Source organism: Streptomyces griseofuscus (assembly GCF_014673495.1).
Lineage (GTDB): Bacteria > Actinomycetota > Actinomycetes > Streptomycetales > Streptomycetaceae > Streptomyces > Streptomyces murinus.
In genome coordinates, this window is sequence record NZ_CP051006.1 from 537655 (window position 1) to 549813 (window position 12159).

5 protein-coding genes are annotated in these 12159 nt (G+C 75.0%); 1 reads left to right on the plus strand and 4 read right to left on the minus strand.

Features of this window, described 5'->3' with window-relative positions; genetic code table 11:
• The 4 genes from HEP81_RS02440 to asnB are packed head-to-tail and all read right to left on the minus strand — an operon-like array spanning nt 1 to nt 11145.
• Nucleotides 1-6741 (minus strand): non-ribosomal peptide synthetase, encoded by a 6741-nt coding sequence (locus HEP81_RS02440; protein WP_037652015.1) that lies wholly within the window; start codon nt 6739-6741, stop codon nt 1-3.
• Complete coding sequence (locus HEP81_RS02445; protein WP_037652013.1) at nt 6738-8465, minus strand: non-ribosomal peptide synthetase; 1728 nt, start codon at nt 8463-8465, stop codon at nt 6738-6740. The genes HEP81_RS02440 and HEP81_RS02445 overlap by 4 nt, the downstream gene beginning before the upstream one ends.
• Entirely contained in the window at nt 8462-9247 is a 786-nt protein-coding gene (locus HEP81_RS02450; protein ID WP_051849896.1) for an aspartate/glutamate racemase family protein, read from the minus strand. The genes HEP81_RS02445 and HEP81_RS02450 overlap by 4 nt, the downstream gene beginning before the upstream one ends.
• Nucleotides 9244-11145, minus strand: coding sequence for an asparagine synthase (glutamine-hydrolyzing) (asnB, locus tag HEP81_RS02455; protein WP_338058737.1), 1902 nt, complete (start codon nt 11143-11145; stop codon nt 9244-9246). The genes HEP81_RS02450 and asnB overlap by 4 nt, the downstream gene beginning before the upstream one ends.
• 199 nt (nt 11146-11344) lie before the next feature.
• On the opposite strand from asnB, the gene HEP81_RS02460 reads away from it, so the two are divergent.
• A complete protein-coding gene (locus tag HEP81_RS02460; RefSeq protein ID WP_051849895.1) occupies nt 11345-12124 on the plus strand; it encodes a thioesterase II family protein in 780 nt (259 codons plus the stop codon).
• The last annotated feature ends 35 nt before the right edge of the window (nt 12125-12159 follow it).

The following is a 12159-nucleotide window of genomic DNA, read 5'->3' on the forward strand; positions in this document are numbered from 1 at the left end:
TCAGTCTCTCCCTGTCGCTGTGTCGGAACCCGTGGCTGTGTCGGAGCTTGTCGGGGCGTCGGGGCTGGTCGGGGTGTCGGTCCCGAGGGGGTTTCCCGCCGCGCCCCGGGCGGTGGCCCTGCCGCGGGCGCGGGCGCGCACGGCGGAGCGTCGGCGGGTGCCGCGCGCGGCGGCGTCGTCGGCGGGGGCGTCGGGCGCGCCGGATCCGGGCCCGGTGGGGCCGTCCAGCCCGGCGACGAACTCGGCGACGGTGGGCCGGGCGAAGAGGTCGACGAGCCGGACCGGGCGGCCGAGGCGGTCGGCGAGGTCCAGCTGGAGCCGGGCGGCGAGCAGTGAACTGCCGCCCGCCTCGAAGAAGTTGGTGTGCCGCCCCACGGGTCGGTCGGCGCCCAGCACCCGCCGCCAGGCATCGGCGACCAGCTGTTCGACGGCACCGCTCGGCGGCGCGGCCGCGTCCGGGGCGGCGTCCGACGGAGCCGGGAGCAGGGCCCGGTCCCGCTTGTTGGTGCGGGTGCGGGGCAGCGCGTCCAGGAGCAGCACCCGTTCGGGTACGACCGCGGCGGGCAGCCGTTCGGCCAGCCGGGCCCGCAGTTCCTCGGCGGTGACCTCGCCGCTCACCACCGCGTACCCGATCAGGCGGGGCGCGGTGGCCGTGCCGTGCAGGGCGGCCGCGGCCTCCCGTACCGCCGGATGGGCCTCCAGCAGCGCCTCGATCTCCTCCAGTTCGACGCGGTTGCCGTTGATCTTGACGAGGCTGCCGGTGCGTCCGGTGAAGGCGAGTTCGCCGTCGGGCAGCCAGCGGCCCAGGTCGCCGGTGCGGTACAGGGTGCCGCCGGGCACCCAGGGGTCGGGCACATAGGCGCGGGCGCTCTCCTCGGGGCGGCGGTGGTAGGAGCCGGCCAGGAAGGCGCTGCGCAGATGGATCTCCCCGACCACCCCGACGGGGCAGGGCCGGCCGCGGTGGTCGAGCACCAGCGCCTGCCGTCCGGGGATGGGCACCCCGATGGGCACGGAGGACGGGAAGCCTTCCTTGGCGGCGAGTTCGCGACGGGTGGCGAGGACGCACTCGGTGGGGCCGTACAGGTTGTGCAGCCGGGGTCGTACAACCCGGTCGGCCCAGGTGGCCGCGAGCGACGGCGGCAGCACCTCACCGGCGAGCAGCACATGTTCCAGGTGCGGCAGTTCGCGCCCGGCGCGGTCCAGGGCCTCGGTGAGGACGGCGAAGAAGCCGGGCACGGTCTGGATCTGGGTGACGCGTTCGGTGCCGAGCCAGTCGGCCATCGCCACCGGGTCGCGCCGCACCTGCTCGGGCGGGACCGACAGCGCGGCGCCGTGGCACAGGGCGGCGAACACCTCGGTGTAGGCGGCGTCGTAGGTGAACGGCGCCCACTGCGCGATCCGGCTGTCGGGCCGGATGCCGAGGTACTCGCCCTGCCAGTGGGCGAACTGCGCGAGCGTCGCGTGCGGCAGGGCGATGCCCTTGGGCGCGCCGGTGGAGCCGGAGGTGTACACCAGACACAGGGTGTCGTCGCCGGTGACGGCGGGCGCGGGCGGCGGCTCGACGGCTCCGGGCGCCTCCGGCCCGGCGGGGTCCGGGCGCGATGCCGGCGATTCCAGCGGTTCGAACGGTTCGACGGGCACCCCGCCGAAGGTTCCCTCTTCGGCGTCCCAGAGCCCCGGTCGGGCGGCCAGGCACACCCGGGCGGCCAGCACGCACACCGGTTCGGCGTCCGCGAGGACGGCGCGCAGCCGCAGTTCGGGGGTGTCGGGGTCGAGGACCGCGAACGCGGCCCCGGTCTTGGCCACACCGAGGATCGCCGCGGTCTGCGCGGGACCCGTGGGCAGCAGGACCGACACGAAGCGTCCCGGCGCGGCGCCCCGGTCGCGCAGGCGCAGGGCGATCCGGTCGCTCCAGGCGTCCAGCATGCCGTAGCTGACGACCTGTCCGTCGTGCCGGACGGCGGGGGCCTCGGGGTGGGCGGCCGCACGCGCGCGGAACAGCTCGTGCACGGGCACGGCGTAGCCCTCGCGGCCGAGGACGGCCGGGCGCGGGGACGGTGTCTGCTGTTCGTGCGGGTCGAGGGGGGCGCGGGCGGCCTCGGTGTCCGGGTCGGCCAGGGCCGCCCGGAGCAGGGTGCGCAGATGGCCGGTGAAGCGGGTGGCCCAGGCGGCGGTGAAGCGGCCGGTGGCGTACTCCAGGACGCCCTCGATCCGGTCGGGGTGTTCCTCCAGGGCCACCGTGAGGTCGTACTTGGCCGTCCTGGTGGACACCGGCCGCAGCACCCCGGTGGCGTCGCCGAGCCGGAGCCGGTCCTCGGGCGCGTCCTGGAGCACGAGGGTGGCCTGCGCGAGGGCGGGGCGCCCGGGGTCGCGGGGCACGCCGAGGGCGTCCACCAGCCGGTCCAGCGGGACGAGCGAGCGGTCGAGGTCGGCCGCGAGCGAGGTCCCGGTGCGGTGGGCCAGTTCGGCGAAGGAGGCGCCGCCCGTGAGGTCGACGCGTACCGGCAGGGTGTTGACCAGGGAGCCGATCAGCCCCTCCAGGCCGGGTGCGCCCCGGTTGGCTGCGGGCACGCCGACCACGACGTCGTCGGTGCCGCCGTACCGGCCGAGCAGGGACGCGTACACGCCGAGCAGCACGCTGAACGGGGTGACGCGCAGTCGCGCGGCCACCGTGCGCAGCCGGGCGGTGAGTTCGGGTTCCAGGACGAACGGCACGGTGGCGCCCGCGCCCATGGGGGCCGGTTCCGCGTCGGGGTCGGCGGGCAGTTCCAGGACGCCGGGGTGGCCGTCGAGGCGAGCGCGCCAGTACGCCAGATGCTCGTCGCGGACGGCCCTCGCGGCGGGACGGTTCTGAGCGGTGGCGTACCGGAGGAAGTCGACCGGGGGATGGGGCAGTTGCCCGCCCCTGTCGACGTGGACCGCGTACAGCGCGGCCAGTTCGCGCACCGCGACGCCGATCGACCAGCCGTCGACGGCTATGTGATGAGCCGTCAGCAACAGGAGGGTCTCGGTGCCGTCCAAGACGGTGACCCGCAGCAGGGGGCCTTCAGCCAGGTCGAAGGGGCGCTCGGCCTCGGCCCGGACGACGTCCTCCAGCTCACGGCCGGTCTCCTCGGCCATGCGGTGGACCCGGGGGCGTACCGCGTCCGCGGGCAGCCGGAGCAGGACCGGGCCCTCGTCGGTGAGGGCGCAGCGCGCGGCGAGCACGGGGTGGCGGGTGGCCAGGTCCCGCAGGGCACCGGTCAGGGCGGCGAGGTCGACGGGGCGGTCGAGGCGGACGGCGGCGGCCAGGTTGTAGGCGGCGGACTCGGGCGCCAGCCGATGGGTCAGCCACAGCTGCCGCTGCTGGTCGGTGAGCGGCACGGGCCCCTCGGGAAGCGGCTGCTCCTCGATCGCGCTGTCCTCGACCACGGCGCCCTGGGTCTCGGCGGCGTCGGCCGCGCGGGCCAGGCCCTTCGGGGTGGGGTCGGCGTAGAAGGCGGCCAGCGAGGGCGCCCGGCCCAGGGTCTCGCGGACGCGGCCGAGCAGGCGGGTGGCGACGATGGAGTGGCCGCCGGCGGCGAAGAAGTCGTCCGTGGTGCCGACGGACTCCGGTGCCGCGCCGAGGAGTTCGGCCCACAGCGCGAGCACGGTCCGCTCGGTGTCGGTGACGGGCGCGATGGGCGCGGCGGATCCGTCGAGCGTCCCGGCCGTGCGCGCGAGGGCCGGGCGGTCCACCTTGCCGCTGGTGTTGAGCGGGAGTTGGGCGACCGTGGCGAAGACGGCGGGTACGACGGCGGCGGGCAGCAGGGTGCGCAGATGACGGCGCAACTCGGCGGCCAGGGGCCCGGGTTCGGCATCCGGGGCGTCCGTACCGTCCGATGCCTCGGCCTCGTCCGGCGCCTCGGTGCCGTCCTGCGTTCCGGTGCCGTCAGGCGCTCCGATGCCGCCCGGCGCTCCGGTGCCGTCCTGCGCTCCGGGTACGACGAAGGCGACGAGCCGGGGTGCCGCGGGCCGCTCCCGGTCCACCACCACGACGGCGGCACGCACCAGCGGGTGGGCCGTCAACTGGGCTTCTATCTCGCCGAGTTCGATGCGGTGGCCGAGTACCTTGACCTGCTGGTCGAGGCGGCCGAGGACCACGATCCGGCCGTCGGGCAGATAGCGTGCCAGATCGCCGGTTCGGTAGACGAGGGCGTTCGGGTCGCCGGTGCCGAGCGGGTCGGCGGCGACCGGGTCGGGGACGAACGCGGCGGCGGTGAGCTCCGGCCGGTTCCAGTACCCGGCCGCGACTCCGGCGCCGCCGATGACGAGTTCGCCGCTCGCGCCGAGCGGGACCGGGCGGTCGTACCGGTCGAGGATGTGGCAGTAGGTGCGGGCCAGCGGGCGGCCGACGGTCACCGGTTCGCCGGGCAGCACACGGCCGGCCGTCGACCAGATGGTGGTCTCCGTGGGGCCGTACAGGTTCCACAGCTCGGCACAGCGCTCCAGCAGCCGTCCGGCGAGCGCCGGATCGAGGGGCTCGCCGCCGCTGAGCGCCCGCAGTGCGGGCAGCCCCTGCCAGCCGTCGTCCAGCAGGGCCCGCCACAGGGAGGGGGTGGCCTGCATCAGGGTGGCGCCGCTGTCCCGCAGCAGCGCGGCGAGGCGGCGCGGATCGCGGACCGTCTCGTGCGGGGCGATCACGACACGGGCGCCCGCGACGAGCGGCGCGAACAGTTCGAGCACCGAGATGTCGAAGGTGAGCGCGGTGACGGCGACCAGGACGTCGTCGGCGCCGATGCCGGGTTCGCGGACGATGCTGTGCAGGAGGTTGGCGACGCGGTCGTGCGGCACCGCGACGCCCTTGGGGCGGCCGGTCGAGCCCGAGGTGTACATGAGGTAGGCGAGCGAGTCGGCCGGGGGCCCGTCGGGGAAGGGCACGGGGCCGTCCGCCTCCGGGGAAGTGCCCGCCGCCCCGGCCTCGTCCCGCTCCGCCAGCAGCTCACCGGCCGCCACCCGGAGGGGCCCGTCGGCCGACACCGGCCGCTCCCCGAAGCCGTCCATGCCGTCCACGACCAGCCGCGCCCCGCTGTCCCGCAGCACATACCCGACGCGTTCCTCGGGCAGGTGGGCGTCCAGCGGAACGAGCACCGCTCCGGCCCGCCACAGGCCGACGACCAGGGGTACGAGCGCGGCGTCACGCGGTACCAGCAGCGCCACCCGGTCGCCGGGGCGCACCCCGTGCCGGGCGGCCAGGCGGGCGGCGACCCGGTCGGCCACCCGGTCCGACCCGGCGCGGGTGAGCACCTGGTCCGCGTCGGCCACGGCGGGGGCGGCGCCCGCGCGGGCCGCGAGGGTCCGCAGCGCCCCCGGCACGGTAGCCCAGGGCGGCGTGGCGCGGTCCACCGCGTTGAAGCCGCTGACGATGCGATCGCGGGCGTCCGGCGTGCTCACCGGCAGGTCGGCGAGGCGGCGGCCGGGGTCGGCGACGGCCGCGCGCAGCAGGCACAGCAGTCCTTCGGCGATGCCCTCGACGGTGCTCGGGGAGAGCGCCGCCGTGCGGTACTCCAGGTCCGCGTCGAGGTCGCCGGAGGGCCGTGGCCGCAGGAACAGGGAGAGGTCGTACTTGGCGGCGCCGCTGTGCGAGGGCATCGGCGCGGTCTCGACGCCGGGCAGGGTGAGGGTGGTGGTGGGCCCGCTGTGGAAGGCGTACATCAGCTGGAACAGCGGTGAGCGGCCCCCCGAGGCATGGGCGAGGTCCTCCACGACCAGGTCGAACGGCGTGTCCCGGTGCGCGAGGTCGGCCTTCAGGTCGCGCTTGGTGCGGGCCAGGGCCTCCTCGAAGGTGGGGGTGCCGGTGAGGTCGACGCGGTGCGCGATGACGTTGAGCAGCGGGCCGATGACCGCGCCGAGGGCGGGCCGGTTGCGGGTGGCCACGGGCATGCCGACCACGAGATCGTCCTGCCCTGTGTAGCGCTGGACGACCGCGCTGTACGCCGTCAGCAGGGTCGCGGGCAGGGTGGCCACGCGGCTGCGCGCGAGTACGGCGAGATCGGCGACGAGGTCGGCGGGGATGACGAAGTGGTGGGTGCCGCCCGCGATGGCGTCGGCCGGGCGGGAGGCGGTCGTCCCGTCGGTGGGCAGAGCCAGCACGGGCAGGTCGGTGCCGAGCCGCTCCCGCCAGTGGTCGAGGCCCGCCCCGGCGCGGGGGTCGGTGCGCTGCCAGGCCGCGTAGTCCCCGAAGTCGACGTCGGCGGTGGGAAGTTGGTCGCCGACACCGGCGTACCGTGCCGCGAGTTCCATCAGGAAGAGCCCGAACGCCCAGGCGTCCACCACGATGTGATGGGCGACGAAGAGCAGCAGATGCCGCTCCTCCCCCAGCCGGAACAGGCAGGTGCGCATGAGCGGCGCACGGGTGAGGTCGAGGGGCTCGGCGGCCGCGCGGGCGACGTGTTCGAGAAGTCGTGCCTCCCGCGCCTCCTCGGGCAGCCCGGTGAGATCGACGCGTTCGACGCTGGGGCGGACCCGGTCCGTGAAGTGCTGGTACGGCTCCCCCGCGGCGTCCGTGGCGAGCACGCACCGCATCACCTCGTGCCGGGCCGCCATCTCCGCGAGGGCGCGTTCGAGCGCGTCGGCGTCCACGGGGCCGCTGAGCCGGAAGGCCGCGGTCTCGTTGTGCAGGGAGCTGCCGGGCACCAGCTGCTCGGCCCGCCAGATGGCGCGCTGGGCGTACGACAGCGGGGCGCGGTCCCGGCGCGGGCGCGCCGGGAAGGGCGCGGTCATCGGCTGCTCCCGGCGGTCACGGCGGCGGCGAGCGCGGCGACGGTGGGGTCCGCGGCGAAGACCCGCAGCGGGACATCGGTGCCGAAGCGCGCGCGGAGCCGGTCCAGGAGCCGGGCGATGGCCAGCGAGTCGCCGCCGAGCAGGGTGAAGCTGTCCCGCCGCCCCACGGCGGGCAGATGCAGCAACTCGCACCAGAGTGCGGCGATCTCGGCCTCCGCGCCCTCCCGGGGGCGGTCGTCCGCCTCGACCGCACGCGCCACCGAGGGCAGGGGCAGGGCGCGCCGGTCGGCCTTGCCGTTGAGGGTGCGCGGGATCGCGGCGAGGCGGACGTACACGGCGGGCCTGCTGCCCGGCGGCAGCCCGGCGTCGGCGTGGGCGCGCAGTTCCTCGTCGGTGACCGTGTCGTCGGCGACGACGTAGGCGCACAGCGCGGGGTCGGCGTCACCCTCGGCCACGGCGGCGGCGCAGGCGTCGCCGATGGACGGGTGGCGGCGCAACACGTCCTCGACCTCGCCGAGTTCGACGCGCACCCCGTTGATCTTGACCTGCTGGTCGCGGCGGCCGAGGACTTCCAGGGCGCCGTCCGCGCGCAGCCGGCCGAGGTCGCCGGTGCGGTAGGCGTGGCTCTCGGCGAAGCCGCCGGGGCGGCCGTCCAGGTAGCCGCCGAGCGGGAACGGGGTGCGGATCTCGATCTCGCCGATGCCGCCGGTGACCGGGCGGCCGGCCGCCAGGACGCGTATCTCCACGCCGGGCAGGGGCGTTCCGGCCGGTACGGTGCCGGCGTCGGCGTCCTCGGCGCGCAGCCGGCGGTAGACCTTGGTCATGGTGGTCTCGGAGGGGCCGTAGAGGTTGACCAGGTCCTTGGCGTCGCCGAACAGGCCACGCCACCAGGCGATGTCGGCGGGCCGTACGGGCTCCCCGGCGAGCAGGACGGTCCGCAGCGCGGGCAGCGAGTCCGCCGTGAGCCCGGCGGCGCGCAGGGTGCGGAAGACGGTGGGGACGCAGTGCAGGACCTCGACGCGCTCGGCCGCCAGCCAGTCGGCGAGTCCGGCGGCGACGGGCGGGGTGCCCGGCGCCGCCGCGTGCACGCTCCCGCCCGCCCGCAACGGCAGCAGGGTGTCGCGCAGGAAGGCGTCGAAGCCGGGCGAGGTGAGCAGCGAGACCCGGGTGCCCTCGGCGATGCCGAACTCGCCGCTCTCCCAGTCGAGGAAGTGCTCGACGGCCGCGAGGCTCCCCCGGATTCCCTTGGGGCGGCCGGTCGTTCCGGACGTGAAGTACACGTACCCGGCGTCCGGCACCTCGGGGTCGCGCCAGTCGTCGGCGTGCCAGTCGCCCCGCTCGGACTGCCCGGCGTCCACGAGCCGTACGGCGTGCCCGGCGAGGGCGGGGGCGAGGGCCGCGCGGCCGGTGTCGTCCACGACGGCGTCGGCCGGGGCGAGGTCTTCGAGGAGCGCGGTCCAGCGGGCGGCGGGCTGGCGGGTGTCGACGGGCGCGAAGGTGCGGCCCGCGGCGGCGCAGGCGAGAAGGGCGGCGACGACCGGGACGGGTTCGGCGCAGGCGATCAGCACGGGCCCCGCGCCGTCCGCGAGCCGCTGCTTCAACCCGGCGGCGTGCAGGGCGAGTTCATGCCGGGTCCAGTGGCGCCCCGGCGTGGCGATCGCGAGGGCCTCGGGGTCCTTCTCCACATGGTCGGCCCACCGGCGCAGGATCGTGGTGTGGCTCACAGCTCTCCGTTCTTGATCCGCCCGGCCACCACGGCCAGGGGGTCGATGGCCGGGAACTCGGCGGACAGTCCCGCGGCCTCGACGGCCCGGGTGACGAGGTGCAGCTCGGTGCAGGCGGCGACGAACCGCCGTACGCCGTAGCGGGGCAGGACGGTGCGCAGGAAGTCGACGGTGGCCAGCGGGTCGGCGCCGCTCTTGAGGCGGTAGACCTCGCGGTGCAGGGCCTCCTGGTCGTCGGGGCGCAGCGCGACGAGGTGGCGGGTGGCGGCGGGGTCCCCGGTGGTGAGGATCCCGGCCCGGGCGGTGCCCTTGGTGCACAGCAGCAGGTGGGGGCGGCCGTCGCGGGCGAGTTCCTGGTGCACGACGTCCACCAGGGAGACACAGCGGCGCAGCAGCGCGGGCGGGAGGTCGCCGAGCACCCGGTGCGCGGTGACACAGGCGACGACGATCCGCTCGGCACCCGCGCCGGCCAGCCCCTCGACGGCCCTCTCGACGGCCCGGTACAGAGCCTCCAGACGGCCCGCGCCGATGGCCTCCGTACGGTCGACCACGGCGGGGTCTGACCACAACAGCACACGGGGCGCCTGCTGTTCGGGGCGGCCGTCGGCGGGGAGGTAGACGCTGCGCAGCAGTTCGGTGGAGGCCAGGGGGCCCATGCCGCCGACGACACCGATCAGGGGCAGGGTGGCGGGGGCGTCGTGCGTGCGGTCCGAGGAAGCGGGCGCCGGGAGGTCCGGTGGAGCGGGAGCGGGGTGGTCCGGTGGTACGGAGAGGCGGGTCATCCGAGACACGGCAGGCCGAACTCCTCTACGAAGAGCGCGAAGGTGGCGATGACCATCAGGTAGTCGGTGTCGAGATGCGCGTGCACCTGGTCGCCGCCGGTGCGCTGGTGGCGCACCAGCGCGGAGACGGTGTCCGCGTCGAAGTACCCCTGCTTGCGCACGACTTCGGGGGAGAGCAGTTCCTCGAACCAGTCGGCGCCGGCGTGCAGCAGATGGCTGCTGGTCTGGCCGCGGAAGCCGAACTTGGGGCGGGCCAGCACCTCGCCGGGGACCAGGGGCGCGGCGAGTCTGCGCAGCACGGCCTTCTCGGTGCCGCCGGCCACCATCAGGTCGGGGTGCAGACGCCGGGCCTGTTCCACCACGGGGCGGGCGAGGAAGGGGAAGCGCGGCTCGACGGCGTGGGCGAGGGCCATGCGGTCGCCGTGGTCGCCGAGGAGGTGGTCGGCGAGGCGCAGATGGAAGTCGAGGTAGGAGCGCTGGTGCAGGGGATGCCGGCCGCGCAGCCGGTCGGCGTCCACCAGGCGCTGCCCGGTGACGGCGAACTCCTCGAAGGAGGGCGCCAGTTCGGGGGCGTAGAGGTCGCGGCGCAGTTCCTGGGCGGTGAGCTGGTCCTGCTCGTAGCCGATGTCGACGCCCCACATGCGCTCGCGTATCTCCTGCTCCAGGAGGGCGTCGAGCCCGTCGAGGCGGCTGCCGCCGAGTCCGGCCGCGTCGTAACGGTATCCGGGGTAGCCGCCGAAGAGTTCGTCGGCGCCCTCGCCGGTGAGCACGGCGACCGTGCCGTCGGCGCGGACCGCCTCGGAGAGTTTGAGGGAGCAGACGTTGTACGACTCGCGCACGGGTGTCTCGGCGTGCCGGACCATCTGCCGGAGCCGGTCGGCGAGATCGTGCTCGTGCACGGGCACCTCGCGGTGCCGGGTGCCGAGCTTGGCGGCGACCAGCCGCTGGTGACGGCTCTCGTCGAAGTCGTGGCCGGGGAAGACCACGGAGTAGCTGGGCCAGGAGTGGCCGGGGCGGGCGCCCGCGGCGAGCGCGGCGAGCAGGCTGGAGTCGAGTCCGCCGCTGAGGTAGAGGCCGACGGGGACGTCGGCCACGAGCCGGTCGCGGACCGCGCCGTCGAGCAGTGCGGTCATCTCGGCGGCGGCGCGGTCGAGTTCGGCGTCCAGGTCGGCCGGGGCGGGGTCCAGGTCGGCGGCGGCCGGGTAGTCGAGGTCCCAGTAGCGCTCCACCCGTACCCCGGAGGTGTCGGCCAGCAGCCGCTCGCCGGGGCGCAGGGAGTGGATGCCCTCGAACATGGTGCGGGGGCTGACCAGTCCGGGCAGGGTGAGGACCTGGTCGAGGCCGCGCAGATCGACGCGGGGGCTGACCGCGGGATGCCGCAGGATCGCCTTGATCTCGGAGGCGAAGACCAGCAGTCCGTCCACGACGGTGTAGAACAGCGGCACGATGCCCGCGTGGTCGCGGGCCAGCATCACCCGGCGGGCGTCGGCGTCGTACAGGGCGAAGGCGAACTGGCCGTCGAGCCGGTCGGTGAGGCCGGTGCCGTGGCGGCGGTAGAGGTGCACCAGCACCTCGGTGTCGCACTCGGTGCGGAACCGGTGCCCCGCGGCGCTCAGTTCGGCGCGCAGCCGGCGATGGTTGTAGATCTCACCGTTGCAGACGGAGACCAGGGAGCCGCTCTCGGACAGATGCGGCTGATTTCCATGCTCCAGGTCATTGAGCGCGAGTCTGCGGAAACCCAGGGCGATTCCGTCACCGGTGTAGTGGCCGACATCGTCGGGGCCCCGGTGAATCAGCTCTGATGTCATTTCGTGAATAACGCTTGTTTCACAATGGCGTGCCCCGCCGAGTGAGAACATTCCCGCAATTCCACACACGTTGGAAAATCCCCGTTTCACGTTTGCACGGCATTGCCGGATGCGAGTGTCACACTAGCGGACAAGTTTTTGCAGATCAACGAAAAGTTTTCGGACCGCACTGCCGCGCAAGGCCTTTGACGATCCGTCGTACTGGCCCGGCGGGCGAAAACCCAAATAGGCTCGCGGTGCGGGCCCCGGCCCGGCACGGAACTCCACGACGGCAGAAGGGCACAACGCAGTGACACGCAACCGATGGACTCCCTGGGACTCGGCCCCCGCGACCGGCGGCGGCGGCGCCGATCCGGTCCGGGTCTACTGCCTGCCGCACGCGGGCGGCTCGGCGGGTGCCTATCTGGCCTGGGCGCGCTCCCGGCAGGCGCCGGGGCTGCACTTCGTGCCGGTCGAACTGCCCGGCCGCGGCACCCGGATGGGAGAGCCGCCGCTGACCTCCCTGTCGGAGGTGGTCGACGGGGTGCTGTCGGTGCTCCGGGAGCGGCCGGCCGACGAGCCGTTCGTCCTGTTCGGGCACAGCATGGGCGCGCAGATCGCGTACGAGACGACGCGCCGCCTGGTGGCGGAGGAACGGCCGCTGCCGCGGGCGCTGGTGGTCTCCGGCTGCCGCCCGCCCGGCTCGCCGGCCGCGCTGCCCCTGCACGACGGCGACGACGAGCGGCTGATCAAGGACATACTCGAACTGGGCGGCACCCCGGCCGAGATCCTGGAGCACCGGGAGCTGCTCGCGATGCTGCTGCCGGTGCTGCGAACCGATCTCACCCTGCTCAACGCGTACATGGACGAGGTACGGCCGACGGTGCTGCCGGTCCCGGTGCTCGCGCTCGGCGGGACCGATGACCTGCTGTCCGGGGCGGAGTGGGTCGGCGGCTGGCGCGCGGTGACCGCGGGCGGCTTCCGGCAACGAGTGCTGCCCGGGGACCACTTCTTCCTGCACAGCCGGGTGGACGAGGTGATGGCGGAGATCTCCGCCGCCGTGACCGACCGCGCCGGTACGGCGGGCTGAGGCGGCGCCCCGCCGCCCGGAGGCCCAAGTGGCCC